Origin of the sequence: Moraxella cuniculi DSM 21768, from assembly GCF_900156515.1 — a bacterium.
Classification (GTDB): domain Bacteria; phylum Pseudomonadota; class Gammaproteobacteria; order Pseudomonadales; family Moraxellaceae; genus Moraxella; species Moraxella cuniculi.
The window spans coordinates 41,681-66,927 of sequence record NZ_FTNU01000013.1 but is presented as its reverse complement, the minus strand read 5'-3'; the positions used below and the strand labels follow the sequence as shown (position 1 = coordinate 66,927).

The 25,247-nt window shown below is 43.5% G+C and carries 24 protein-coding genes and 1 tRNA gene; 8 read left to right on the top strand and 17 right to left on the bottom strand.

From position 1 onward, the window contains the following. Positions 1-235 precede the first annotated feature (235 nt). The 3 genes from BW928_RS08115 (at position 236) to BW928_RS08105 (ending at position 3,253) form a co-directional block, all read left to right on the top strand. Complete coding sequence (locus tag BW928_RS08115; RefSeq protein ID WP_076555728.1) at positions 236-667, top strand: organic hydroperoxide resistance protein; 432 nt, start codon at positions 236-238, stop codon at positions 665-667. Between the two features lie 265 nt (positions 668-932). After that, positions 933-2,468 (top strand): methyltransferase regulatory domain-containing protein, encoded by a 1,536-nt coding sequence (locus BW928_RS08110; protein ID WP_076555727.1) that lies wholly within the window; start codon positions 933-935, stop codon positions 2,466-2,468. Positions 2,469-2,491: 23 nt separating this feature from the next. Continuing rightward, positions 2,492-3,253 carry a BUD32 family EKC/KEOPS complex subunit gene (locus tag BW928_RS08105; protein WP_076555726.1) on the top strand — a complete coding sequence of 254 codons (762 nt, stop codon included), beginning with the start codon at positions 2,492-2,494 and terminating at the stop codon, positions 3,251-3,253. Positions 3,254-3,303: 50 nt separating this feature from the next. Here BW928_RS08105 and BW928_RS08100 read toward each other — a convergent pair whose 3' ends face one another. The 12 genes from BW928_RS08100 to BW928_RS08045 form a co-directional block, all read right to left on the bottom strand. Beyond that, a complete protein-coding gene (locus BW928_RS08100) occupies positions 3,304-7,449 on the bottom strand; it encodes an exodeoxyribonuclease V subunit gamma (protein WP_076555725.1) in 4,146 nt (1,381 codons plus the stop codon). A 124-nt stretch (positions 7,450-7,573) separates the two neighbouring features. After that, positions 7,574-8,299: an LPS export ABC transporter ATP-binding protein gene (lptB, locus tag BW928_RS08095; protein WP_076555724.1), complete on the bottom strand. Its 726-nt coding sequence runs from the start codon at positions 8,297-8,299 to the stop codon at positions 7,574-7,576. A gap of 9 nt (positions 8,300-8,308) precedes the next feature. Beyond that, a complete protein-coding gene (gene lptA / locus BW928_RS08090) occupies positions 8,309-8,836 on the bottom strand; it encodes a lipopolysaccharide transport periplasmic protein LptA (RefSeq protein ID WP_076555723.1) in 528 nt (175 codons plus the stop codon). Between the two features lie 50 nt (positions 8,837-8,886). Continuing rightward, positions 8,887-9,462 (bottom strand): LPS export ABC transporter periplasmic protein LptC, encoded by a 576-nt coding sequence (gene lptC, locus BW928_RS08085; RefSeq protein WP_076555722.1) that lies wholly within the window; start codon positions 9,460-9,462, stop codon positions 8,887-8,889. Between the two features lie 26 nt (positions 9,463-9,488). Further along, on the bottom strand, positions 9,489-10,013 hold the full coding sequence (locus tag BW928_RS08080) for a KdsC family phosphatase (RefSeq protein ID WP_076555721.1): 525 nt from the start codon (positions 10,011-10,013) through the stop codon (positions 9,489-9,491). A 318-nt stretch (positions 10,014-10,331) separates the two neighbouring features. Then, positions 10,332-11,306, bottom strand: a complete 975-nt coding sequence (locus BW928_RS08075) for a KpsF/GutQ family sugar-phosphate isomerase (RefSeq protein ID WP_076555720.1) — start codon at positions 11,304-11,306, stop codon at positions 10,332-10,334. Between the two features lie 251 nt (positions 11,307-11,557). Continuing rightward, positions 11,558-12,193 (bottom strand): RNA chaperone Hfq, encoded by a 636-nt coding sequence (gene hfq / locus BW928_RS08070; RefSeq protein WP_076555719.1) that lies wholly within the window; start codon positions 12,191-12,193, stop codon positions 11,558-11,560. Positions 12,194-12,238: 45 nt separating this feature from the next. After that, the gene (gene miaA, locus BW928_RS08065; protein ID WP_076555718.1) at positions 12,239-13,357 is read right to left on the bottom strand and encodes a tRNA (adenosine(37)-N6)-dimethylallyltransferase MiaA; all 1,119 of its coding nucleotides are present in this window, start codon (positions 13,355-13,357) and stop codon (positions 12,239-12,241) included. Continuing rightward, entirely contained in the window at positions 13,357-13,809 is a 453-nt protein-coding gene (tsaE, locus tag BW928_RS08060) for a tRNA (adenosine(37)-N6)-threonylcarbamoyltransferase complex ATPase subunit type 1 TsaE (protein WP_076555717.1), read from the bottom strand. Before tsaE ends, miaA begins: the two co-directional genes overlap by 1 nt. Beyond that, positions 13,806-14,405, bottom strand: coding sequence for a 6-pyruvoyl trahydropterin synthase family protein (locus tag BW928_RS08055; RefSeq protein ID WP_076555716.1), 600 nt, complete (start codon positions 14,403-14,405; stop codon positions 13,806-13,808). Before BW928_RS08055 ends, tsaE begins: the two co-directional genes overlap by 4 nt. Before the next feature lie 127 nt (positions 14,406-14,532). Continuing rightward, the gene (locus BW928_RS08050) at positions 14,533-15,783 is read right to left on the bottom strand and encodes a saccharopine dehydrogenase family protein (protein WP_076555715.1); all 1,251 of its coding nucleotides are present in this window, start codon (positions 15,781-15,783) and stop codon (positions 14,533-14,535) included. 184 nt (positions 15,784-15,967) lie between these two features. After that, positions 15,968-17,170, bottom strand: coding sequence for a carboxynorspermidine decarboxylase (locus tag BW928_RS08045; protein WP_076555714.1), 1,203 nt, complete (start codon positions 17,168-17,170; stop codon positions 15,968-15,970). A gap of 242 nt (positions 17,171-17,412) precedes the next feature. On the opposite strand from BW928_RS08045, the gene BW928_RS08040 reads away from it, so the two are divergent. Next, complete coding sequence (locus BW928_RS08040) at positions 17,413-18,183, top strand: hypothetical protein (RefSeq protein WP_227516576.1); 771 nt, start codon at positions 17,413-17,415, stop codon at positions 18,181-18,183. A 54-nt stretch (positions 18,184-18,237) separates the two neighbouring features. On the opposite strand, the gene BW928_RS08035 is transcribed toward BW928_RS08040, so the two are convergent. The 3 genes from BW928_RS08035 to nrdB form a co-directional block, all read right to left on the bottom strand. Beyond that, positions 18,238-18,972 (bottom strand): hypothetical protein, encoded by a 735-nt coding sequence (locus tag BW928_RS08035; RefSeq protein WP_076555712.1) that lies wholly within the window; start codon positions 18,970-18,972, stop codon positions 18,238-18,240. A gap of 121 nt (positions 18,973-19,093) precedes the next feature. After that, positions 19,094-19,411, bottom strand: coding sequence for a 2Fe-2S iron-sulfur cluster-binding protein (locus tag BW928_RS08030; RefSeq protein WP_076555732.1), 318 nt, complete (start codon positions 19,409-19,411; stop codon positions 19,094-19,096). 72 nt (positions 19,412-19,483) lie between these two features. Further along, on the bottom strand, positions 19,484-20,614 hold the full coding sequence (nrdB, locus tag BW928_RS08025; protein ID WP_076555711.1) for a class Ia ribonucleoside-diphosphate reductase subunit beta: 1,131 nt from the start codon (positions 20,612-20,614) through the stop codon (positions 19,484-19,486). A 304-nt stretch (positions 20,615-20,918) separates the two neighbouring features. Between nrdB and BW928_RS08020 the strand changes: the two genes are divergently transcribed. Then, on the top strand, positions 20,919-21,332 hold the full coding sequence (locus tag BW928_RS08020; RefSeq protein ID WP_076555710.1) for an ACP-like domain-containing protein: 414 nt from the start codon (positions 20,919-20,921) through the stop codon (positions 21,330-21,332). Positions 21,333-21,373: 41 nt separating this feature from the next. Here BW928_RS08020 and BW928_RS08015 read toward each other — a convergent pair whose 3' ends face one another. Continuing rightward, positions 21,374-22,618 (bottom strand): O-succinylhomoserine sulfhydrylase, encoded by a 1,245-nt coding sequence (locus BW928_RS08015; RefSeq protein WP_076555709.1) that lies wholly within the window; start codon positions 22,616-22,618, stop codon positions 21,374-21,376. A 303-nt stretch (positions 22,619-22,921) separates the two neighbouring features. Between BW928_RS08015 and BW928_RS08010 the strand changes: the two genes are divergently transcribed. Next, positions 22,922-24,010, top strand: a complete 1,089-nt coding sequence (locus tag BW928_RS08010) for a sulfate ABC transporter substrate-binding protein (protein WP_078310423.1) — start codon at positions 22,922-22,924, stop codon at positions 24,008-24,010. 262 nt (positions 24,011-24,272) lie between these two features. Further along, a tRNA-Gly gene (locus BW928_RS08005) sits at positions 24,273-24,348 on the top strand. A gap of 277 nt (positions 24,349-24,625) precedes the next feature. On the opposite strand, the gene BW928_RS08000 is transcribed toward BW928_RS08005, so the two are convergent. Continuing rightward, the gene (locus tag BW928_RS08000) at positions 24,626-24,847 is read right to left on the bottom strand and encodes a helix-turn-helix domain-containing protein (protein WP_049237014.1); all 222 of its coding nucleotides are present in this window, start codon (positions 24,845-24,847) and stop codon (positions 24,626-24,628) included. A 182-nt stretch (positions 24,848-25,029) separates the two neighbouring features. Here BW928_RS08000 and BW928_RS07995 point away from each other — a divergent pair, with 182 nt between their 5' ends. Then, positions 25,030-25,245, top strand: a complete 216-nt coding sequence (locus BW928_RS07995) for a hypothetical protein (RefSeq protein WP_076555708.1) — start codon at positions 25,030-25,032, stop codon at positions 25,243-25,245. The last annotated feature ends 2 nt before the right edge of the window (positions 25,246-25,247 follow it).

Below are 25,247 nucleotides of genomic sequence, written 5' to 3'. Positions count from 1 at the left end.
TCCTGTCAGATACAGAAGCTTAGTCCTTGGTCAAACCACTTAGCTTTATCAACCTAACCTTTAATCTTGTGTCTAAGATTTGGGGGTCGGTTCACTTAGAGAATCAGGCAAGAGTTTTGGATAAATAAGATACCAGTTGTTAGATAAACTTGCTAAAATGGTTTTGGATTTTTGGCATGGTGTCAGAATTTGTGGGTGATTTACCCTGATGTTTATTTTATTTGATGGAGTTTTTATGAAAATTTTTTATCACACAAGTGCAACAGCAACAGGCGGTCGTGATGGGCATACCCAAGTTGATGATGGTTCAATTGGGTTTGATTTGGTTGGTTTTCAAAATGACAGCGGCAAAGTTGGCACAAATCCAGAACAGCTTTTTGCGATGGGTTATGCGGCGTGCTTTGACAGTGCGATGAATCATGTTGCTCCAACCTTAGGTATTAAACCTAGTAAATCCAGCACTACTGTGAGTGTTGGTATTGGGCAAAAACCAGACGGTGCGTTTGGTCTTGATTTGGATATTACCATCACGGTGGAAGGATTGAGCGAAGACGAAGCAAAAACCTTAATCAAAAAAGCCCACGAAGTTTGTCCATATTCCAACGCCACCCGTGGTAATGTGGAAGTGCGTTTGCATGTTAAGGTGGTGAGTTCGTTTGATTTGTAAGTATTTATAATAATACAATTATTTAATGATTAACCAATGTGCATAAATATAGCACAAATGCAAAGCCGCGGGCAGCATGATTAATCCCTGCTATTTGCAGCTTGAAAAGTCGGGTAGCTAATATCCGACTTTATTTCTTGCAGCACACAATCGGTCTAATGTTTGCGATATCAAGCACGGTCATCCCACACAGTCAAAAATTGCAAAACTTCATTAAATCAGCTATTATAATCATTTTATACGATTGTTTTATAAGAGAAATTTTATGACATCATGGTCTGAAGGTTATGTCAGCGACATCAATTATACCTATGGTTATTATAGCGAGCTAAATCCACAGAATCTCACCGTGCCTTTTTTAATGGCAGGTATCGCTCCACCAAAAATTCGCCATGCTTGCGAGCTGGGATTTGGTCAGGGATTATCAATCAATATCCACAGTGCAGGCAGTGATATTAATTGGCATGGGACAGATTTTAACCCAGACCAAGCACTATTTGCCCAACACCTCTCAGCACAAGCCAACACAACGCACAAAACGCAGCTATACGATCAAAGTTTTGCTCAATTTTGTTCGCGTGAAGACTTGCCAGAGTTTGATTATATCGGACTGCATGGCATTTGGTCGTGGATTTCTGATGACAATCGCCGCATTATTGTTGATTTTATTCGCCGCAAATTGCGAGTCGGTGGCGTACTATATATCAGCTACAACACTCTGCCTGGCTGGTCTGGATTATCGCCCTTGCGTCATTTATTCGTTGAGCATGATTTAAAAAATTCATCAAATGCCAACACCAGACAGATTAACACTCAGCAAGCCATCAACCAAACCCAAGCTGTGCTACAACTTAGCGACCGCTTGATTCGCCAAACGCCAGAGCTATTAAACAGAGCCAATGATTTGACAAGCAAAAACATGAACTATCTGGCACATGAGTATCTCAACCGTGATTGGCAGCCCATGTATTACTCGCAGGTTGAAGATTGGCTGGCTGATGCCAAAATGAGCTATGCCTGCTCTGCTTATTATTTGGACGATTATGATGATTGTCTATTTAATCATGAGCAAAAAGAGTATTTAAATAGCATTAACAATAAATCACTCAAACAAACCACTAAAGACTATCTGCTCAACCGACAATTTCGCCGCGACTACTGGGTAAAAGGCAGCTATCAGCTCAATTCGGCAGAATATCTACAAGCGTGGGAAGAGCTGTCTGTGATACTCATCAAAAATCCAGATGAGCTAAATGCGTCCATCACCCATTATCGCAACATCACCATTATGGATGAATTGTTCTTGCCTTTGGTTGATATTGTTAAAGATGGCAAAATTCACTCTGTCAAAAAACTTATTGAACAATTGGCAGGCAAACTAAGCAAGCAGCAAGTCATCAGCCTGTTGGCATTGTTGATTGGCAAAAATGACATCGCCCTTGCTCAAGACAAAGAGCAAATCAAAGCAAGTCTGCCACATTGTCAAAAACTCAACCTGCACCTAGTGAACCGTGCCAAAACCAGCGGTGAGATTTACCATCTTGCCAGCCCTGTAACAACCTCTGGCATTGGTTTAACTCGTATTGAACAATTGTTTGTGCTGGCACATTATAATAAAGTTGCCAAAGATGGCTGGGCTGATTTTGTTTGGCAAATCCTAAAAGCTGACAACCAAACACTCATCAAAGACAATCAGCCACTCTCTGGTAATGAAGACAATCTGGCAGAGCTGCAATCTTTGGCAGAAAAGTTCATCAAAACCCAAATGCCGATTCTCAAGCGATTGCAAATCATTGATTAACCAATCCGCCAGCAAGGTGAATTATGAATCATGCACAGCTACTGGCAGAGCTTGCCGCCACGCAACAAGGGGCGATTGCTCGCCATCAACTGCCCGACCAATCATATGTCTGGATAAGGCGAGCCAGTCGTCGCCATTCTATACACAAATACCGCCTGCTGGGGTTTTTTAGTCGCTTGCTTGGCTTGCCGTTATTAAGCCCTGTACAAAATTTTGGGGGTACAGCTGCCATCGCAACAGAAGTGCATCGCTTGACCCAGTTGCGTCAGGCTGGTGTTTATGTGCCTGTGCTACTTGCCTGTCAAGATGATGCGTTGATGATGAGTGATTTGCAAAGCGACACGCTTGAGCATAAAATTTGGCAAGCCAATGCCGATGAGGCGGTACGATGGTTTGAGCAAGGCATTCAAGCCATTACTTTAGTGCATGAGCGTGGTCAGTACCTAAGCCAAGCCTTTGCCCGCAACATCATCGCAGGCGAGCAGATTGGCTTTATTGATTTTGAGGATGACCCCATCAAGGTGCTAAGCCTTGCCCAATGCCAAGCACGAGACTGGCTGTGCTACCTACAAAGCACCGCCATTTTGTTAAACAACAAGGGCAGACTAAATCAAGCACGGCAAATCTGGCAAGCCACTGCAAACAGCCTACCTGCACAAATGCGTGATGAAATTTATCGCACCGTCATGCCGTTGCGTTGGATACGGCATTTTAATCACCGCAAGTTTGGTGGCGATACCGTAAAACTTGCCTCACTGGTCGTACTGCTGGATAAAAATGGCTAAATCCCAGCCATTATGACGGTGTACGCTAAAGTGCGGATTGCAAACATCCATCAATCAACCGCCGTCAGACAATCAACCAACGGCTGATATAAAATATCAGCAAGCTGCTCGGTATCTTGGATAACGGCCAGTGGATTGTTATCGCCGAGCAGTCGTTGCCATGCCTTTCCAAGATAACCATCAGCATAGCTATTTTCTAGCCATTGGCTGAAATTTTTACTGCTAAAATCCAGCTTCCCCTGCCTCTTAAGATCAACGATTGTCAGGGCGTTTGCAGGAGCAAGGGCGATCGGCAACTTATTGATAAGCAGTGCAGTAAGCAAATAAGCTGTTAATAATCGTTTGGCAACAAGGCTTGTTATTGGGCGAAACATCATTACAGATTTTTTGGCAAAACTCAGCCCTGTTAGCTCACTACCAACTTTGGTAAACTGCCAAATACTCGTCCCACGCCCTGCATGGACATCAGCCTCGCTGGTATTTCGCCAAACCTGCCACGCCAAATGCAGTAGCCAAAATTTCAAAAGCTGCGTTACTGTTGCTGTATTGGGCAACACTTGCAACCAAAGCTCTTCATTGCTTGCTGGCACTTGTGCCACAATATTAACGGACAAATCCGCCAAATCAAGCAAGATACTACGCTCATCGGTTTTGCTTATCAATAGTGAATACACAAAACTTCCGTCCGCTGCGGTTACGCCAGCTGGCAACGATGATTGTAACTGTGCCAAAGTTTCGTCATCTGCGTCTGTCAGCACTTGATAAAACTGCTCTGTCAATGCCAACAGCTGCTGTACTTGCTCATCAAGATTGCTCAGACGATTTGCCCCTGCTGGCAATACATTGCCAAAATATAGCGAAAATATTCCTTTGGCAGCTGCTGTTTTCTGTGCCGTATCCCAATCCAACTGCTGACAATCTGGAGCTGTGTTCATATTCATCAGCTGCTGATGATAAGGTAGGCTTGCTGTTTTTGTATCAAACAACCCTGCCGCCATCGCTTCGCATAATGTCTGTTTTAGCCCAAAACCATCAAGAGTCGCCAGCACCAACGGCTCTTCGCCCCGCTCATCAAGTTGCTCATCAAAAACTGGTAATTTTTGTTCAAGATAACCGCTGGCAGGATTGCGTAAATTGCGATGCAGCTGCGTAATATTTATTGTCGTTGGCAGACTGATTTGCCAATCACGCAACAAATCATCAGCAGACATAATATCGCCATCAAGCACCGCCGTCAGTACATTGGCAAGCAGTTGATATGTCTGCACATCAAGCAAAGTGATTGGTGATTTTTTGCCTGCTTGTGGCTCATCAAGCAAAGCTCGCACCTGCTGCCACAAAGGTGCTGGCGGCAACTGGTTGCGTTGTGCTTGTTTTAGCACGAGCTGCTTTTGGATAAAATCCACCATCGGTTGCTCGCAATCATTATCATCAAGATGATAAAACAGCGAAACATCAAATGCTGTCGGTGCGTGCCAAGTCAGCAAATACGCCTCAACCAAACGAGGTAGACGCTCGCTAAGTTGCTGATATTCTGCCGCCGATTCATCAGCCAACGGCAAATCAGGCAATTGCCAATTAACATGATTTTTAAAGAATTCTAATAACTCTCCCACTGGCGAAGCTGGCAAAAGCTGCGTGCCATCACCAGCGACAGCGGTATAAAAAATTGCACAAGCATCACGACTGCACAGCAATGCGTCCAAAAATGCCCCATTGTCATCATCTTCATTAAACCTGTCGCCACGCCGCTTTAGCCCTGCACGCATCAAATCCATTCTCATGACACGATCTTGTCTTGGGAAGGCGGATAAATTCATCTCAAGCATCAGCGTTAGCCCAAACGGAATGCTACGCAACGCCCCAAAACGAGCAAAAGTAATCACGCCAGAATGCTCGGCACTGATGGCTTGGGTTGCGACCAAGTGGCGAATGCTTTCTAGGACAAATGCCAAAGACAGCTGAATTTGCTCTGAATTTTGCGAGGTATTTGGCAGATTATGATAGTATTTATTGGCACGGACGCTGGCAGCAATGCTGTTTTTTGCCTCAAAAATCGCACGCATTTGTGGCGTTTGTTGCCATTTGGCAAAATACGGCTCAATAACTTGCGTTTCGATTTTGTCCAGCCAATTTTCAATCAAATCAATCTGGTTGTAATCCTCTCGCAATTTATCAAACGCTGTGTAAATCGTGCAAAGCATCTCAACAATGCTCTGATCAGCCAAAGTAACACCTGCCAAAGGCAGACTGGCTTCGGCAAATTGCTGCTGCCATCTAAAGGGGTATAATAAGCTGTTTGGCTCTGTCTCCACGCTTGGCGTTATTAGCCCCAAAACAATCCTATCTAGTGCATAGGCAAAACTATAGCGATAGTCAGTGTCCGCCCCATCAAGTGTTACTGCAAGGTGCTTGGCATCAAAACCACGAACAAAACCTGCTTGCTCAAGTAGCCAACAAGCACGGCTAACCTCATCAAAGCTTAGCCCAAAGCTGTCGTACACCGCTGGCATCATCAGCCACTGACAAAAATCCTCACGATAAAACCGCGAACCTGTCGCCCCCAACAAGGAATAAAACCCTGTAATCGCCTCCATCAAATCATCAATCTCACGGTTGGTTGTTCCTGTGATTTTGGCAGGCAAAACCAACCCATCAAGACCCACACCCTCACCAAATACCAAGCGAATCAAAGGCTCAGCAGCAGCAACATCAGGCAGATACACCACCACATCAGAAAGCTTTCGCTGACTGCCATCATCGTTTGGTTCATTAAGATAACGAGCAATCAAGGTGCGTGCGATTTCTAATTGGCGTTTTAGATTATGGCAAGCATGAATGCTTAAACTTGGCAAGCGTTCGGTAGCATCAGGCAGCTTCATCAGGCTTGGTGGCTTGGTTTTTTCTGCAAGGCTTTGTGTGAGTGTTGATAATACCGATTTGCCAAGCCAATCCTTCGCCCCTTGTTCATCAAGCATCAAAATATCAGCTTTTAATTGTTGTAGCAAGCCATCACCTGTCGGCGTGATAAAATCATCATGCCAATGCACCTGCCAGCTTTGTGGCATTTGTTCATGATGATAAAAATCATTAGGCACGCTGTCTTTTTCATAATAAAACTCACCACCTGACATATCGGCAAGCATGGCAAAAGTCTCTCGAGATTCTTTGCCAAGCCGAGAAAGTAGTGCATGCCCATGATCTTTATAATAAATAAGCTCTGGCTTGATGATACGCTGCTTATCCAGCCACTGTTTATCAACAATGTCCGCCCAGAACATCTGCGAAGGGTTCAGGTGCAGTAAATGCACATCAATGTACACGGACAGTTGCTTTAAAAACTGCAACTCCACCACAGGAATTTGTTGTACGGTGAACAAATGTAGCGTACTTGGCAATAATTGATACGCCTCATAAGCCAGCTGGCTACCTCTCTTGCCAGCAAGCACCGCCCAAAATCTCTGCTCCAAATTCTCACGATAAGCATATACCGCAGCAAATAATTGTTGCCACAGATAGCCAAGCAGCTTTTCAAGATGTTGATATTGCTCCACCAGCCAATCGGGACTTGCCTCAGTATCATCATACTTGGCAGCAAATCTGTCCTTATCGGCAAGCATTTGCTCCACACTGGTTGGCAGTGGTTTGCCATGCGTCCAAGCGTGCAGCCATTCTGGACGATGAGTTAGATAGCGTACATACACCGCCGACAATTCCTCGCAGGCTTGCCAAAGGCGATGCTCGGGTATTTTTTGCTGTTTGTCATCATACAAACCAAGCAAAAATTCGCACAAAGGGTGATTGTCATCGGATAAAATTGCTGACAATTGCGTATCGGACAGTGCGTTAATATAGCCAAAAATTCGCCAACGCATGACCGAGCCTGACAAAACCGCCACTTCAGGCACTTTTAAGGCATCATGAGGGTGATGCTCGGCATCTGCCTGTAGCACTTTTTGGATTAACTGCCACTGATACTGACCCCAAAATTGTGCCACAAACAGCGTACTGATGCCAATTTTGTCCGCCACGGCACGCATAAGCCAATCGCCCAGCACCATTGAGGGAACAATGACGGTGAATTTGGCAAAAACCAAATCAGCCAGCGTTTGCGTTTTTGCTGCATTTTGTCGGTATTGCTCTACCAAATGCCCAAGCAAAATGGCAGTATCATTTGATTGCGTAATGCGAAACATAATAGTCAGCTAAAATCATCTATGGCGGACAAATTGCCGTATTTTAGCAATTTGACCACAAAAAGGCATTTGGCACATGGTGATATAATTTGTCAGATGATGTATTTGCCCAATCAAGCAATTGCTACACCACAAAGTCTTTGCCCAGATAGACCTTTCTGACCAATTCATTGGCCAAAATTTCATCTTTGTTACCTGCAGCGATAATTGTGCCTTCAGAGACAATGTAGGCTTTTTGACAAATAGACAGCGTTTCACGCACATTATGGTCGGTAATCAGCACCCCAATGCCACGCATACGCAAAGATTCAATCACTTGCATAATATCGCCAACCGAAATCGGATCAACCCCTGCAAATGGCTCGTCAAGCAAAATAAACTTTGGGTTTGATGCCAGACAACGGGCAATCTCGCAGCGACGACGCTCACCTCCAGAGACACTCATACCCAGTGAATGACGCACATGCTCAAGATGAAATTCCGCCATCAATTTCTCAAGCTCATTGAGCTGGGCTGCCTTGTCCAACTCCTTACGAGTCTGCAAAATCGCCATGATGTTTTGTTCGATGGTTAATTTGCGAAAAATTGATGCCTCTTGGGGCAGATAACCAATGCCCTGTGCAGCACGCTCATGCATGGCGTATTTCGAGATATCTTTGCCACCAAGCATAACCTGCCCTTTGTCCATCGGCACAAGCCCAATCACCATATAAAAACTGGTGGTCTTGCCTGCACCATTTGGCCCCAAAATCCCAACAACCTGCCCTTGTTCAATCTCAAACGAAACATCTTTTACCACCCAGCGTTGCCCATAACGCTTGCCAAGATGGTGCATTGATAAGGTTGTCATAGCAGCCCCTTAGCGTACGCCTCGCCGTGAGCCTGACTCACTGGGCGGAAAAACCAGCTCAACACGCTGACCACCCCCTGCATTGGCCTCAACATCTCCTGCTGATAGGCTGTAGCGAATAACATTACCCGAAAAACTTGAGCCAGCTTGAGTAAGTTTGGCGTTGCCTGTCAAAGTTACAATGCCCGTAACCGCATTATAGTCAATGCGATTGGCCTGACCTTTGGCAAGTCCCTTTTCTTGGGTGATGATTTGTTGCATGGTTGCAGGTCTGCCTGTTGCCACAGCCGAATTAATGCTGCGATTGGCAGTATTTAGATTGACCGTGAGGTTATCTGCGGCAATTTTTAGCGTGCCTTGCTCGATGGTTACATTGCCCGAATAAGTGGTAACACCTGTGCGTTCGCTGTAGGTGGCACGGTCTGCCAATAGGCGAATCGGTTGGTTGGCATCAGATGGCAAGGCAGCTGCAATCAATGGCGTGATTGATAAAGTTAGCACCAATGCTGAATTTTTTAATAAATTTTTAATAAACATACCAAGTACTCAAACTAAATTATCCAATAAAATAAACATCAACAATCAAGCTAAAATAACGGCTTATTTTGGCGTTTGGGTGCATTGAACAACACTTCAATTTTGTCAAATTCATAATCGCCAGTTTGTAAATTAGCACGAAATCCCGCCGCCTTAAACTTGTCCTCACCTTGCGTAACCACCAAAGGCTCTTGGCTTGATACCGTGCGAGATTTGGTATTGCCAAGCAATGCTGCACCCTCAATCACCATTTCAGGCTTGGTGGCTGTAGCAGCTCGCACCATGCGAAAGCCCTGCGACAGCGACAAATCACCCGTTGTCTGTGCCAAAGTCGCACGCTTGGCAGTGAGCGTATATTTTTCGCCTGCTGGCGGTTGCCAATGAATGCTTGCACCCAGCATTTCATCTTCGCCACTTGTGTTTTGTACCAGCGAATCAGCAGTGAGCGTGTATTCGGTTTCGCCAGTTTCTGGGTTAGTTTGTACAGCACTAATCTGAACAACTTCAGAGCTGGCAACAGGTGCTTGTGGCAAAGCAGGTTTTATCTCCACTTCCTCTTGATAAAAAAACCATGCTGCGACAGCCAACGCCATCACACCAAGCACGCTGAGAATTCGGATATTCATTACATCAAGCCATTCATTTGGTTATATTATTGAAATTTTTTAACAAAATCATCAAATTTATCTTGTGCCTGCAAAATCAGCTCACACACCTCTCGCACTGCACCCTGTCCGCCTGTTTTTTGGGTAACATAGTCTGCCACCGCTTGCGTTTGCAGACAACCATTGGCAACGCTGATGCCAAAACCTGCCTCACGCACCGCCTTTAAATCTGGCAAATCATCGCCCATATAGGCACACTCTGACAAATCCAAACCCAGTTGTGCCGCCAAATCCATCAAAGCGACAAACTTATCATCTCTGCCCTGTATCACATGGGCAATGCCCAATTCTTTGGCACGCCGCTCAACCATCGCAGAACTCCGCCCTGTGATGATGGCAAGCACCACGCCTGCCTGCCTTACCGCCTGCAAACCCAGCCCATCTTGCACAAAAAACGCTTTGGTTTCCACGCCTTGTGCATCATAGATGATTTGCCCATCTGACAGCACGCCATCAACATCCATTGCAAACAGCTTGATATTTTTTGCCTTTTGTAAAATTTGCTCATTCATGTCATAACATCTTATCGCATTGATGAATTAACTTTAATTGATATTAAAGCTATTTATCATTATAAATTCATAAAACAGCCCATCATTTTCTTGGGCTTATCACGCCAACAACCAACATTATCCCATCATCATAGAATGCACAATTGGGCAAAATTAATCGGTTTTTATTTATTGTTAATAAATAAATTCTTAAAATAGAGCTTGAATTTTGATAAAAAATCGCAAATTTTGAGTTGATTCATGTCAATAAACCAACTGCTTTTTGCAAATTTATGACAAAATTCCCAATCCGCCAACCATACCACAAGATATGATGAATCAGCTCACACCTGCTTTTAACAAATCATGGATACTAATCACACCGACCAACTTATCCGCCTCCACCACCAATAATTGACTGATGGCGTGCTGATTCATCAGCGTCAAAGCATCTGATGCACGCATTTGCCCATCAATGGTTTTTGGCATGATGGTCATCAAATCAGCAATGGCAACGGTCAAATCTTGATTCTCGGCAAGTTTGCGTCGCAAATCACCATCGGTAAAAATGCCCAGCACCCTATCAGATTCATCAACCACCACCGCCAAGCCCAATCGCCCATGCGTCATCACCAATAAAGTTTCATGCAGGCTTGTTTGCTTATGCACCACAGGCAAATTGTCGGTATGCATGACATCTTGTACTCGCGTCAATAGCTTACGCCCCAATGCACCAGCAGGGTGCGATAAGGCGAAATCATCGCTGGTAAAGCCTCGTGCGTGCAACAAAACCACCGCCAAAGCATCGCCCAGTGCCAGTGTTGCTGTTGTGCTAGAAGTAGGTGCCAGACCCAATGGGCAAGCCTCTTCGGACAGACCAAGCGTCAAAGCAATATCGGCAGCCCTTGGCAACACGCCCCGTGTATCACGACTGATACTAATCATCGGAATGCCCAATTGCTTCACCACAGGCAGCAGCATACGAATCTCATCAGACTCGCCAGAGTTTGAGATGGCTATCAGTACATCGCCTGCCACCAACATACCCAAATCTCCATGCCCAGCCTCACCGGGGTGCATAAAAAACGCAGGCGTGCCTGTAGAGGCAAAAGTTGCGGCAATTTTGCGACCGATATGCCCCGATTTGCCCATGCCTGTTACCACCACACGCCCTTGGCACGCCAAAATCGTCTGGCAAGCTGCCACAAAACGCTCATCAAGCTGCTCAATCAACAAATCAAGTGCTCGCTGCTCTGTGTTAATGGCAGTAATGGCAGTCTGAATAAAATCAATTGTCTGTTTGGCAGTTGTCATACACGACCCAAATTGACCCAGCTATTTTGCAAAGATAACATTAAATACCGCTATAATAGCATATTTTGCAATAAAATTTGCTGATTATTTGTGTCTTTTGTTATTTATCAAGGCTTTACTAACCATGCAAAGGCAGCTCGCCAAAAGCCCAGACAACGACACAACAATGCCCACAAAGTCCAAAGACACTTGCGGGCATTTGTATCGTGCAAACCCTGGCAAAATCATCAAGGCAAAGGCATCAATCAGGCTTATTGTTCAAATTCATCGTCTTCGGTGAATTTACCATCAGGCTTGCTATCAAAGCCTGTGCGATTAAAGCTACGGTTATCAGAAGCGTCAAATGATTTGCCATCAAAGCCACGCTCCTCAAAGCCTGTGCGATCAAAACCCTGTCTGTCATAGCCCATACCGCCTCGCTCAAAGCCAGACTGGTTCATACCGCCAATGGTTGATGATTGATAAGCTGACGATCTATCAAAGCCCTGTCTATCATAACCTGATTGTGGCGTGCGGGTAAATCCCCCTTGTGGACGCGTACCTGTAGCCTGATACGCCCCAGCTGCCGAACGCTCAAAACCAGCTTGTCTCTCAAAACCACCTTGATAACTGCCACTTGTCATCACACCCAAACCGCTTGCTTGATAGCTGCCCGTTTGAGGTGTTTGACCGCCTTCGGTGCGTGGATTGCGTGTTGGCACAACCGTTGAAATGGCGTGCTTATACACCATTTGGCTAACTGTATTTTTTAACAAAATTACATATTGGTCAAATGACTCAATTTGTCCTTGTAGTTTAATGCCATTCACCAAAAAAATTGACACAGGAATACGATCTTTACGCAAGGCATTTAAGAAAGGATCTTGCAAGGTTTGTCCTTTTGACATAACGCTCTCCAGTTAAATAGCTCAGGCAATGCAAATGGTTCTACCCTAGTATTGCATGAATTGCTGTTGTACTTGTTGTATGCTATCAAATGACGCTATTGTTAAATTAGTTGTCGTCGCTTTGTCTATCAAGGCAAGCTGTCTTAGCCAAGTGTACTGGCGTTTTGCCAACTGCCTTGTTGCATATAATGCCTTATTTTTCATATCTTGACAAGCCACAGCCTCTGTGTTTGTTGTAGTTTTTTGCATTTTTTTGTCAAAATGGTGATTATTTGATATGTTTTGAGGCGAGATGGCAGATTGTTTGAGCAGATAATACGGCTGCAAGCCATGATGATTGACCACACATTCATGATGGATTGCCACCAAATAGTCCAAAACTTGGCGATAGCCCACCGCTCGCATTGCGGGCATTTCGGCGGTCAGATCTGGATAACTGATTAATAACTGCACCACTTCATCAACAAATCCCGCCGCCCACATCAACTGCAAACGCCGCTCGATTCGCTCATGCAGCCACGCTCGGTCTGGATTAACAATGATGCCATACCACCGCCATTGCGGATTATCGCTTAGGGCAATTTTTGGTAAAGTCTGCCAATAGCTCATCGGTTGTGCTGTTTGTAAATGCACCTCAACCGCTCGTGTGATTCGCTGAGTGTCAGTTATTTTTAGTTTTTGGCAAATTATCGGGTCATGCTGCAAAAGGTATTCATACAAAGCAGCATTGCCCTGCTCATGCAGCCACTGTTGCACCTTTTGGCGAACCGACTGCACGGTTTGTGGTACGCTTGAAATACCATCAAGCAGTGCCATGTAGTACATCATCGTACCACCGACAAGCAGCGGTATTTTGCCTTTGGCATGAATTTGCCCAATCAACCGTTCAACATCGTGAACAAAATTTGCCACGCTATAGCTGTCAGTTGGTCGGATAATGTCCACCAGATGATGCGGAAATTCTCTCAACTCGTCAGCGGTTGGCTTGGCAGTGCCAATATTCATGCCCTGATAAATCAATGCACTATCCACCGAAATTAACTCAAATCTGCCCGTCTGATACAGCTGGCACGCCAAATCAGTTTTGCCGCTGGCGGTTGGCGACATCAAGCACACCACGGCATTATCAGGCAGATTGTGATAAGTTGGTAATTGGCACAGCATCAAGCAAGCTCCAAGCCAACCAGCTCCACATAACGACTGTCATCATCACGGCGTGTCAGCTTGATTTGATAGTCAGGTGGTGGCAATACCGCATCAGCACGGCTTGCCCACTCAATGATAAGCAAGGCATTCTCTTCAGAAAAATATTCAAAAAACCCAATAAAATCAAGCTCTTCTGGGTCATTTAATCGGTACAAATCAGCATGATAAATTGGCTTAATCACACCATTTTTGGTAAGCTGATAAGGCTCAACCAGTGTATAAGTCGGGCTTTTGACCGCACCATTATGCCCCATCGCTTGTAGCCAATAGCGAGTCAAAGTGGTCTTGCCCGCCCCCAAATCGCCAGACAACCACACACCGCCTGTTAGATTTAATGCTGCCAATTTTTTTGCCAAAATTTGCGTATCTGCCTCAGTTGTCAAAATCATCTGACTGGTTATTAGACTCATGATACATCAACCTGCAAAGCCACTTTGGGATTGATGAATTTTTCACCACTGATGAGTTTGTCATACATCAATGGATCATGCCACTCGGCACGCACTTCATCACTAAATTCAAAATCCGCCAAGTTTAATTTGCCCATTTGCTCATTTTGCACATCTTCAATAAAACACTGGGCATAACCCGTTGCCGTCTCATGCACAATCACCGAATACACCATCACATCACTTTCACCATTTTGCATTTGGGTTTGTTGCAAAATCGCATCAGCCCAGAAAAATATCACCCTGCTAAATTGCTCTGCTGAGGGTGATACTGGCATTGCCACCCATCTGGCACTAAAGTTTTTGCACGCTGCGATATACTCTGGATCGTCTTTTTGCCAAAAGGTAATGGCATGATCAAAACTATCAATAATGTCCTTGATTGCACTTTTTAATAAGCCAAAATCATACACCATCTGCCCATGGTCGAGTCGATTTGCCTGCAAAATTAGCTCAACTTGGTAGCTATGTCCATGAATTGAATATTTGCAGCGATTTGATGAACAATTACGCACAATGTGTGCATTTTCAAACTTGAATAATTTGCGGATTCGCATAAGTTGCCTTTTAATAATCAGTCAATTTTATTATTATATCACAGTGCATCTTGGCGTGTACAAAGCATCTAAGGCTCAATCAAAAACGCACCGAAAGTCTCGATGCGTTTTCTTAATCGTAAAAATCTTAGGCAAACTGCAACAATCTATCGCCGTCAGCATCACGGATACGAGTTGGCAAGCCCATTTGGTTTAGCAGATTGATAAATGGCTTTGCGTCCAATTCCTCAACATTAACCATCGTGCCGACATTCCACTGCTCTGTCGCAATCAACAAAGCAGCAGCAACAGGTGGCACGCCTGCTGTGTAAGAAATGCCCTGACTGCCAACCTCTGCATAAGCCTCTTGATGATCGGCGATATTATAAATAAAAATCTCTTGCTCCTTGCCGCCCTTTGTGCCTTTTACTTTGTTGCCAATGCAGGTCTTGCCTGTATAATTGGCGGCCAAACTTGAAGGGTCTGGCAATACCGCTTTCACAACTTTTAATGGCACAACTTCCAAGCCCTCTGCTGTTGTAACAGGCTGCTCGGATAACAGGCCTAGATTTTTTAGTACGCCAAAAACATTCATATAATGCTCACCAAAACCCATCCAAAAACGGATATTTGGCACATTGAGGTTTTTGTGCAATGAATGCAACTCATCATGACCGCTCAAGTAGCTGTTTTGTACACCAACGACAGGCAGGTCATCTGTGCGTTTGACCTCAAACATTTGGTTGGTTTGCCACGCATTATTTTGCCAAGAATATACCACGCCAGTGAATTCACGAAAATTAATCTCAGGGTCAAAATTGGTGGCAAAATATTTGCCATGACTGCCTGCATTAATGTCAATAATATCAATATCAGTTACACTGTCTGTATCAAAATACTCAACACCAAGCCGTGCATACGCATTGACCACACCAGGGTCAAAGCCCACGCCCAAAATTGCCGTTACGCCTGCGTCCTTAAAGGCATCTCTTTTTTGCCATTCGTAATTTTCATACCATGGTGGTGTTTCGCAAATTTTGCGTGGATCTTCATAAATTGCCGTATCCAAATAATGCGTCTTGGTTGCAATACACGCATCCATGACACTCATATTAACAAAAGGCGAACCAACATTGATGACAATATCTGCATCAATCTTGGTAATCAACGCCGCCACTGCCTGAGTATCTAGTGCATCTACAGCGTGCGTATGCAATACCGCCGCACGCTTAAAACTGCCCTTGTCAGCAACGCTTTGGGCAATCGCCTCGCACTTTGATAGCGTGCGTGAGGCAATGTGAATCTCACCAAAAATATCGTTCGCCATCGCACATTTGTGTGCAACAACTTGAGCAACGCCGCCTGCACCGATAATGAGTACATTTTTTGGCTGTGTCATAAATCCTCCTTCGTGTCCCAACCAGACCAATCAACTGCGTGCATGAATTAAAAAGGAAGACTTCAGGAAAATTCATGCACCCAAATTTATGCCCTTTGGCAAACCAATCATGATAGCGATTTTTTGCTAATTTTTCAAGCATTTATCACGCCATGTAGCTGTATTTCATCTTGCCAGCATTCACTTAGGATAAACTTGCTTTATAATCTTGATAATCAAACTGCCTTTGGATAACGATTTCGCCATTTTCACGGACAATGACTATCGCAGGCATATCCACGCCATTGAACCAGTTTTTTTTCACCATGGTATAGGCAGCTGCATTGGCAAAAACCACTTTATCGCCAACTTCTAGCGGTGCATCAAGTACATAATCGCCAAAAATATCCCCCGCCAAACAAGATTTGCCATAAATACGCACCGAGCCGTCATCGCTACCATCACCATCAAAATCACCCCCTTTGATGTGATAGGCGGTTTGATTAACGCACGCCAATGGTGCCGATTGGCGATAGATTAATAAATCCAACATATGTGCCTCAATAGAGGCATCAACCACTGCCAACGGCTTGCCATTGTGCAGCGTATCCAGCACGGTTGTTACCAGTTCAGCCGCTTGATGCACCGCAGCCTCACCCGGCTCAAGGTAGATTTGTACACCATAGCGTTCGCTAAAATCCTGCAACCGTTTGGCAAATGCCGAAATGGGGTAATTATCAGCGATATAATGAATTCCACCGCCAAAACTCACCCAGTCTAGCTGATGAAATAATGCAGAAAAACGATTCTCAATCTCGGTTAGGCTTTGGTTAAATGCATCAAAATCGTCATTTTCGCAATTATTATGAATCATTACGCCGCTGATGCGATCTGCCACAGCCAAGATTTTATCAACATCATGCTCGCCTAACCGACTAAAAGGTCTGGCAGGATCGGCGATTAAAAAAGAAGAATTGCTTGTTTTTGGGTTAATGCGTAAGCCCATAGCGACGCCTGCATCGCGTGCCTTTTGCTCAAATCTTGTCAGCTGGTTAAATGAATTAAAAATAATCTTATCAGCATAACTTAATACTTCATCAATCTCATGGTCAGCATACGCCACACTATAAGCATGCGTCTCACCTCCAAAGCACTCACGACCCAATCTCACCTCATTTAGTGATGATGAAGTCGTTCCAAATAAATACGGCTTCATCGCCTCAAACACGCCCCAAGTGGCAAAGCATTTTAAAGCAAGCAATGGCTTGGCACCCGACTGTGCCGATATTTGTTGGGCGATTTTTAAATTATTCACAATCGCTCGCTCGTCAAGCAAATAGTATGGCGTTTTGATGCCACTAAGTGTCTGTTGCTGCTCTTTGGATAATTGAGCAAATAGTGAGGCCATGATTTTCCTTAAGTTATCTGGATAGATTATTTAAAATATTTAATTAATTTGTCAAAATATGCCCAAGCAATGATTGTCAGGCTTGCCAAAATTGTAACAAAAAATGGGTAGATTGGGCAAGCCCTGATGACTTGATACCAACCCACCGCCACTCATCAAAGCTACAAAAAGCTACGCAGAAAAACACATTTTATTGATAAAATTTGCTACAATAAGTGATATTTATCAATAATTGACATATTATGAGCATGGAAAATACCAACACAACCGACTTTTCTACCGATGCAACAAGCCTGACAGACACCAGCGTGCTGGCTGGCAAATTTGGCGATGGCTTTTTATTGGGTTGGCAACAAATTTTTGGCAATATCAAGCACAGCTACAGCAAGGTTGCTGATAATTTGGTTGATGAAATTTTGGTCAGCTTAAGCCAAAAACAAGTCAATGACGCACTGTATCAGTTTGTTACCAAAAATGTTGGGCTGCTACACAACCTAAAACTTGACATTCATGATGGCTGGCTTAGGCTAACTTGCACGGTTGATACTATGGGAATTTTTGCAACCGTTGCCAGCAATTTTGAGTTGGTGCATCTACAGCTTGATCGCCACACTCAAAGGCTGGTTCTACGACAAATCAGCAATACCGAGGTCATTGAACTGCACAGCAAACAATGGTACAAAGCTCCTGCCGCTCGTTTTGCCGTTGCCAGTTATCGTTTAATAACAGGTAAAGATCCCCTACCTTTTATCTTAAACAGCATTAAAATAAAAGGCATTGCATTTACCGAGCATAAAGGCGATGTTATTTATCTGGAGATTGGTCGCTGGCTTAAGGGCAACGAAACCATCATGAACACGCTCAAAAAAGCCCAAGTCAATACTGGCACACTAAAGACCCAACAGCTTTTGCTAAAAATCCAGCCAAATTTTGGTGATATTTTGAGTTTGGGCGACCCCAATGCCGATATCATTAGCGAAAAAGACAACCCTGATAATCAAGGCAAAAAATAACCAAACGCCCACTTAATTATTAATAATATTAAATAATTTATGTTATCTGTATTATTAATTTTGCTTGGTTTGTTTGCTTAAGACAATCAATTTTTCGAGCAGTTCGATAACCACTTGTTTCTCAACGGCTTTGGTATTGATTTGATAAAATTTATCAGCAATGATGATGGCCACGCTGTAATAAACCAAGCCTTTTTTGTCGGAAAATTGCTCAAACAAAACTGGCGTGTCGGCTATTTGGTCATTTTGCAGTTCAATCACTCGCTCAAATGGTGCATCAGCACTCAGCTGTGTCTCAAAAATCTCAATGCGTGCCTTAGTTTCTGGATATTCAAATAAACGATAAAGCGACCCATATGCCCCTGCAGCATTTGGCTTACCTTCGTATTGCCGACCTGTTAGCACAAATTGCTTTGGCAAAATCGCACCAAACGCCACTGGGGCAAAGGTCGTTGGTTTTTTTTGCCCAAAACGGTAATTCATCTTGGCATGAGTGGCTTGCTTAAATTGCACGCCAAGCCCTTGTGTGGTATTGCCATAACGCTGTAGCGATTTTAGCTGCTGGGCTGCTTGTATCTTATTGCTACTTTGTTCAATACTGACATCACGCACATAAATCGCTGCGTCAGGCGTTGTGGCACTTGCCTTTTGTATCGGTGCGATATCGCTGGCAACAACCTTCTCAACAATCTCTTTGTTTGCACTACGCCAATATGTCAATGCCAGCAAGGCTGCCCCTGTTAGCACTACGCCTACTGCCAGCTTGTGTTTCTTGCTGATTTTTTGCATTATTTCCCACCTTAGGATAATATCTGCCTGTTTGCAAAGCATTATTGTGCCATGATGGGTATGGCTTGATTGTTATTTTTTGTAGTTGTTGCCAAATCTGAAAGGTTGGCTTGGCAAAATGCTAGGTGGTGGATTTGGGCGGATTGGGGCTATCAAACAAAGGCAGCTGCTGCTCATCGGCAGCATGATAGCTGACTTGAGTTGTGCCAGTAAATGTGCAGCAACACGCCAAGACCTCATTATCAGCAAGCGTGGCGATTGGTTTCTTAATATATTTAACCTCACCTGTATGAGCAACCACGGTCATGCGACAAGAACCACAATAACCCTCTTGGCATTCATAACGCACCTGTTTATGCTGTGTGCGAATCATGCCATTTAGCAGCGTTTCGTGTTCATGCAGATAAAATCGCATTTCATCGGTAAATACCCAGCCCATATTATCACTGCGATTTATCAATAAAGCATAAAAGCCACAAACTGCTGCCGTTATCAATCCAGCCTATTGTTATCACAGCTCAAAGCCGTCCAAATCCACATCGTCCAAATCCGAATCAATCTGACCGACCAGATAGGTGGTGATTTCGGTTTCTTGTGGAGCGACTTGCACATTATCTGATGCAAGCCAAGCATTAATCCAAGGAATTGGATTGCTTTTGGTCTCAAAAATCGCTGGCAAACCAATCGCTGCCATGCGTGTGTTGGTAATAAATTCAATGTATTGGCACAAAATATCTCGATTCAGACCAATCATTGAGCCGTCTTTAAACAGATAATCCGCCCACGCTTTTTCTTGCTCGGCAGCACTTTTGAAAATCTCAATCGCCTCATCTCGGCAGGCTTCGGTAATCGCCACCATCTCTGGATCATCACGACCCTGTCGCATCAAATTGATGATGTGCTGCGTGCCATTAAGGTGCAATGCTTCATCACGAGCAATCATCTTGATAATCTTAGCATTGCCCTCCATCAGTTTACGCTCAGCAAAGGCAAAAGAGCAGGCAAAAGATACATAAAATCTAATTGCCTCCAACACATTCACAGCGACAATGCACAGATACAGTTGTTTTTTTAATTTGGGTAAATTCACCTCAACTGACTCGCCATCAATATCATAAACCCCCTCGCCGTGCAAATCGTATAATTTGGCACACAGGTGCAAGTCATCATAATATTTGGCAATGTCAGCTGCTCGCTCCAAGATATATTCATTATCAACAATATCTTCAAAGATTTTGCTAGGATCATTGACAACATTGCGAATAATATGCGTATAACTGCGAGAATGAATCGTCTCGCTGAATGACCATGTCTCAATCCAAGTCTCAAGCTCTGGAATCGACACCAAAGGCAACAGTACCACATTTGGACTGCGACCTTGGATACTATCAAGCAAGGTTTGGTATTTTAAATTGCTCAAAAAAATGTGCTGTTCATGCACTGACAACTCAGCAAAATCAATGCGATCTTTGGATACATCGATCTCCTCTGGTCGCCAAAAAAATGACAATTGCTTTTCGATTAATTGCTCAAAAATTGGGTGTTTTTGCTGATCGTAACGAGACACATTGACAGGCTGACCAAAAAACATTGGTTCAAGCAAGGCGTTATTTTTGGTTTGGCAAAAAATAGAATAATGCATAAGTTGTCCCAATTTCTCATTAAAACTTATAATTAGATTTCGTTTTGATTGATATAAATGAATCAAGCCAAAAGACACGGCACGCAAGTATCAATTGTAACACAAAATGCCAAGTTAGCAACCGATTGCACAAGTTTTTTAGCAAAAATATGCCACCATTGGCTTGGCTGTAACTTACCGAAAATTTTGCAATAATTTCTTACAATTACACAACGGAAAATGCGTTTTGTTCTGACTTATAATGCAATTGCTTGCTAGACACAAGCCAAATTAAAAATTTTAGTTCTTTTTATAGGAGCGTAACATGAAAAAAATCATTCCTGCTGTTATGGTCGCCTTGATTAGCACCACTGCATTTGCCAACTCTGCCCCGCAGTCAGACGCACGCCAAGCAGACGCAGCAACCAGCAAGACTCGTGTAATTAATTATACTTGCCAAAATGACCAAAAAGTCAGCGTCCGTTACGGCTTTGATAAAAACAACAAACCAACTTATGCTCAAGCAAACCTAAATGGCAAAGACCGTTTTATGCCAATCAACCCAAGCCGCACTGACGAGACAGGCACGGTGTTTGGTGATGAAAACAACTTTAGCCTAATGGCAAATACCATCACGCCAAAAAATGTCAAAAAATCTCGCATGAGCATTCAAGACCCAGCCAGTCAGATTATTTACAAAGACTGTAAAACCACCAAAAAAGGCAAAAAACGCCGCTAATTATTCCACATAAAAACAGCTCTAATTGAGCTGTTTTTTGTTTAATTACCCAAACTGTCCAAGCCTCGTGATAAATCTGCGATGATATCTTGGACATCTTCAAGCCCTACCGATAGGCGAATCAAACCATCGCTAACGCCTGCCTGCATACGAGCCTCTGGCGTCATGCGAAAATGTGTCGTGGTTGCAGGGTGAGTGATGGTGGATTTGGCATCGCCCAAATTATTGGTAATGCTAATCATCTGTGTGCTGTCAATCACCTGCCATGCTGACGCTTGGTCTGCAACCTCAAAACCAATAATCGCACCAAATGCACCGCCCTGCACGCCTGTCAATGCGTTATGCTGGCGTTTTGCAATTTCGTGGCTTGGGTGCGTTGGCAATCCAGAAAAATGTACGGCTTTTACCTGCGGATGATTGGTTAAGAATTGGGCAACTTGGTTGGCATTTTCGCAGTGTGTCTTCATGCGTAATGACAGCGTCTCAAGCCCTTTTAGCAGCACCCAAGCATTAAATGGCGATAAGCTAATTCCCCCTGTACGCACCACGCCGAATGCCTTTTCCATCAGCTCGTCCGAACCAATCAACGCACCGCCCAGCACACGACCTTGACCATCGATATATTTGCTTGCCGAATGAATCACCACATCAGCCCCCAAATCAAGCGGTTTTTGTAATACAGGGGTGGCAAAGCAATTATCAACGATCAATAACGCACCGTGCCCATGTGCAAGCTCGCTTAAAAATTGCAAATCAGCAATTTGTGCCAGAGGATTGGACGGACTTTCACAATACAAAACCTTGGTATTTGGGCGAATCGCCGCTGCCCATGCGGCATTATCAAAGCAATCAACATAGCTAACCTCAACCCCAAACGCCTGAAAATAAGTATCAAACAACGCCACCGAAGAGCCGAATAATTGCTTGGCACACAACAAATGATCGCCCGCTTGCAAATACGCCAAGCACATGGTCAAAATCGCCCCCATGCCACTGGCGGTGGCAACACAGCGTTCGCCATTTTCAAGCAATGCCAATCGGCGTTCAAAGGCTCGCACGGTTGGATTGGTGTGCCGTGAATAGACATTGCCTTTTTTATTACCATTGAAATGATCGGCAGCATCTTGGGCATTTTTATACACATAGCTGCTGGTGGCAAAAATCGCCTCGCTGTGCTCACCCTCGTCCGTACGATGATACCCACCACGCACCGCCAAAGTTTGCTCAAAAAAACCAAGGCTTGGATCAAGTGCGTCTGATTGCCAATTTGGGTCAAGTTGAGTCATGATAAATCCTTACAATGATTAATGATATGCCAAGCAGTTGCAATGCTTGTTTTGATAACGATAAGCATAGCACAGTTTTTTAAAATTTTCAGCAAGACAACCAGCTCATTGTTATTTTACTCTACGATACCATTAATTTATTAAATTTTAATAATTATATTTTTAATAAAAAATAATTTTCTATTTATTTACAAGGGATTAATTCCAAAATAGAAAATCAAAAGTCAGTTTTTTTGCTGGATTTTTGCTGGATTTGGCGTAAAATAGCGACCCAATATCATTATCCATAACAAAGAGTCGATTATGTCAAAATTACATTCGCTAAAAAAATACGCACTCATCGGTGCGACCATCAGCGCAGCACTAAGCTTGACCGCCTGCTCAAAAAACGAGCCAGCAGCAAGCAATGAATCCGCCAGTACCGCAAGCACTACCAGTGATTCAGGTGCGATTGAGCTGCTGAATGTTTCATACGATGTGTCAAGAGATTTTTATAAAGAATATAATGAAATCTTTAAAAAATACTATGTGGGCAAATATCCAGATGCCAAAATCGACATCAAGCAATCACATGGTGGCTCAAGCAAACAAGCCCTTTCTGTTAAGAATGGCTTACAGGCTGATGTAGCAACTATGAATCAGGGTTCGGATATTGAACTGCTTGCTGATGCCAAGCTGGTTGATAGCAATTGGCGTCAATCCTTCCCAAATAACGCCATTCCGTTTACCAGCACCATCGTATTTTTGGTGCGTGAAGGCAACCCAAAAGGCGTAAAAGACTGGAATGACCTTGCCAAACAAGGTACCGAAATTGTCATCGCCAACCCCAAAACCACAGGCAATGGCCGCTATGCGTTCTTGGGTGCTTATGGCTATGGCTTGCAGACATTTAAACAAGATGAAACACAAACCAAAGCCTTCGCCAAGCAGCTACTTGGCAATGTCAAAGTCTTTGAAAACGGTGGTCGTGCAGCAACCACCACCTTTGCACAACGAGGCATTGGCGATGTTTTGATCACCTTTGAAAACGAAGCCAATGTCATCAAAGGCAAATTTGGCAATGTTGAGATTGTTTATCCAAGCTACACAATCAATGCAGAAAATCCTGTTGCAGTAGTCAAAGCAACCACCGACAGCAAAGGCACAACCGAAGCTGCCACCGAGTATCTTAACTATCTGTACAGCGATGAAGCACAGCAATTGGCAACCAAGTTTTTCTTACGCCCAAGCAATGCTGACATCTTGGCACAAAACCAAGACAAATTCCCTGCCATGACCACCTTCTTTCCAAATGATGTTTTTGGCGACTGGGCAAGCATCATGAGCACCTATTTTAGCGATGGTGGCATCTACGATCAGCTCGCCGTTGAGGCACAAAAGCAAAATAAATAAAGCAATCACAAACCCAGCCAAGCTGCCAACAGGTTGCTTGGCTATTTTTTGGCGATTTGCATACTTTTATTGTTTTTAAATTATTTACTTAAAAATTATTAAATAATATAATCTGAAAATGCCAAAAATTGAGAAATATTTTAAATAAAATTTATTTATCATGTCAGATATACCGATATTTCAGCAAAAATCAAAAAATTTTCAAAAAAATGCTTGACGGCAATTTTATTTACTGTATAATACGCACCCATAAAGCAAATATGCGGGAATAGCTCAGTTGGTAGAGCACAACCTTGCCAAGGTTGGGGTCGCGAGTTCGAATCTCGTTTCCCGCTCCAAATTTTAAAAAGTCCAAATCGAACGGTTTGGGCTTTTTTGTTGTTTAAAATCAAGGGTTTGGGTGGTTGTTTATTTGTATTGTTATGTGACCACTTTTGATAAGTTGGGCACATGCAAATTTTTATGTGCCCAAATTGTGCCTAAAATGTGCCCATTGGCTCTTTTTCAATAAGTCAAAATATTGGAAAAATTACCCCAACTCAATTTTAAGCAGTAAGCTACATTATTAAGCCAAAATATACATCGATTGATTATAAGCCAGGCTTTGACCTAAACCTATTTTGATTGCGACAAATCATCAGGCTTATACTCAAGCAAATCCCCAACCTGCACTTCCAAGAATCGACATAGTTTATCAAGCGTCTCAAAATCGATACGTGATGAGTCGTCGTTATATAACTTATGCAACGTCGTCTTACTCATCCCTGTCGCCCTGACAACATCAGCCACTCGAAGTCTTTTTTCTGCCAAAATTACTGGAAAACGATTAATAATCATAAAATTACCTTTTTTATGGTAAAAAAGCTTTACTTTGTGATAATTATCATGTATATTACGCACATAAGGTAAAAATTACCACCTAAATGGTAAAAAATACAACCTTATACAGAGATGCTATTTTGTTATAGTACAAATAGCTAATGATAGTTGAACTAAATCACATGATAAAGGTAATCATTATGACACAAACCTACCTCACCACTCAAGAGCTTTCGCAGATGATTAAATATGATGAGCGTACCATTCGCAATCAGCTAAAGGATTCTGTATTGATTGAAGGCATTCATTACTTTAGACCATTTGGCGGTCGCAAGATCTTGTATATCTGGGAACAGATTGAAAAAGATATGCGTACTGGCATTATGGGTAGTATTAATGGTATGGCACTACAGTAAAA

Bases quoted from the DNA above. Each gene is read 5' to 3' on its own strand.
- lptA (WP_076555723.1), bottom strand. From the start codon at position 8,836: ATGTTTATTAAAAATTTATTAAAAAATTCAGCATTGGTGCTAACTTTA.
- BW928_RS08015 (WP_076555709.1), bottom strand. From the start codon at position 22,618: ATGACTCAACTTGACCCAAATTGGCAATCAGACGCACTTGATCCAAGC.
- nrdB (WP_076555711.1), bottom strand. From the start codon at position 20,614: ATGCATTATTCTATTTTTTGCCAAACCAAAAATAACGCCTTGCTTGAA.
- BW928_RS08035 (WP_076555712.1), bottom strand. From the start codon at position 18,972: ATGCAAAAAATCAGCAAGAAACACAAGCTGGCAGTAGGCGTAGTGCTA.
- BW928_RS08055 (WP_076555716.1), bottom strand. From the start codon at position 14,405: ATGCGAATCCGCAAATTATTCAAGTTTGAAAATGCACACATTGTGCGT.
- tsaE (WP_076555717.1), bottom strand. From the start codon at position 13,809: ATGAGTCTAATAACCAGTCAGATGATTTTGACAACTGAGGCAGATACG.
- BW928_RS08080 (WP_076555721.1), bottom strand. From the start codon at position 10,013: ATGAATGAGCAAATTTTACAAAAGGCAAAAAATATCAAGCTGTTTGCA.
- lptC (WP_076555722.1), bottom strand. From the start codon at position 9,462: ATGAATATCCGAATTCTCAGCGTGCTTGGTGTGATGGCGTTGGCTGTC.
- hfq (WP_076555719.1), bottom strand. From the start codon at position 12,193: ATGTCAAAAGGACAAACCTTGCAAGATCCTTTCTTAAATGCCTTGCGT.
- BW928_RS08000 (WP_049237014.1), bottom strand. From the start codon at position 24,847: ATGATTATTAATCGTTTTCCAGTAATTTTGGCAGAAAAAAGACTTCGA.
- BW928_RS08040 (WP_227516576.1), top strand. From the start codon at position 17,413: ATGAGCATGGAAAATACCAACACAACCGACTTTTCTACCGATGCAACA.
- lptB (WP_076555724.1), bottom strand. From the start codon at position 8,299: ATGACAACCTTATCAATGCACCATCTTGGCAAGCGTTATGGGCAACGC.
- BW928_RS08010 (WP_078310423.1), top strand. From the start codon at position 22,922: ATGTCAAAATTACATTCGCTAAAAAAATACGCACTCATCGGTGCGACC.
- BW928_RS08105 (WP_076555726.1), top strand. From the start codon at position 2,492: ATGAATCATGCACAGCTACTGGCAGAGCTTGCCGCCACGCAACAAGGG.
- BW928_RS08030 (WP_076555732.1), bottom strand. From the start codon at position 19,411: ATGGGCTGGGTATTTACCGATGAAATGCGATTTTATCTGCATGAACAC.
- BW928_RS08115 (WP_076555728.1), top strand. From the start codon at position 236: ATGAAAATTTTTTATCACACAAGTGCAACAGCAACAGGCGGTCGTGAT.
- BW928_RS08050 (WP_076555715.1), bottom strand. From the start codon at position 15,783: ATGACACAGCCAAAAAATGTACTCATTATCGGTGCAGGCGGCGTTGCT.
- BW928_RS08110 (WP_076555727.1), top strand. From the start codon at position 933: ATGACATCATGGTCTGAAGGTTATGTCAGCGACATCAATTATACCTAT.
- BW928_RS08020 (WP_076555710.1), top strand. From the start codon at position 20,919: ATGAAAAAAATCATTCCTGCTGTTATGGTCGCCTTGATTAGCACCACT.
- BW928_RS07995 (WP_076555708.1), top strand. From the start codon at position 25,030: ATGACACAAACCTACCTCACCACTCAAGAGCTTTCGCAGATGATTAAA.
- BW928_RS08100 (WP_076555725.1), bottom strand. From the start codon at position 7,449: ATGTTTCGCATTACGCAATCAAATGATACTGCCATTTTGCTTGGGCAT.
- BW928_RS08045 (WP_076555714.1), bottom strand. From the start codon at position 17,170: ATGGCCTCACTATTTGCTCAATTATCCAAAGAGCAGCAACAGACACTT.
- BW928_RS08075 (WP_076555720.1), bottom strand. From the start codon at position 11,306: ATGACAACTGCCAAACAGACAATTGATTTTATTCAGACTGCCATTACT.
- miaA (WP_076555718.1), bottom strand. From the start codon at position 13,357: ATGCTGTGCCAATTACCAACTTATCACAATCTGCCTGATAATGCCGTG.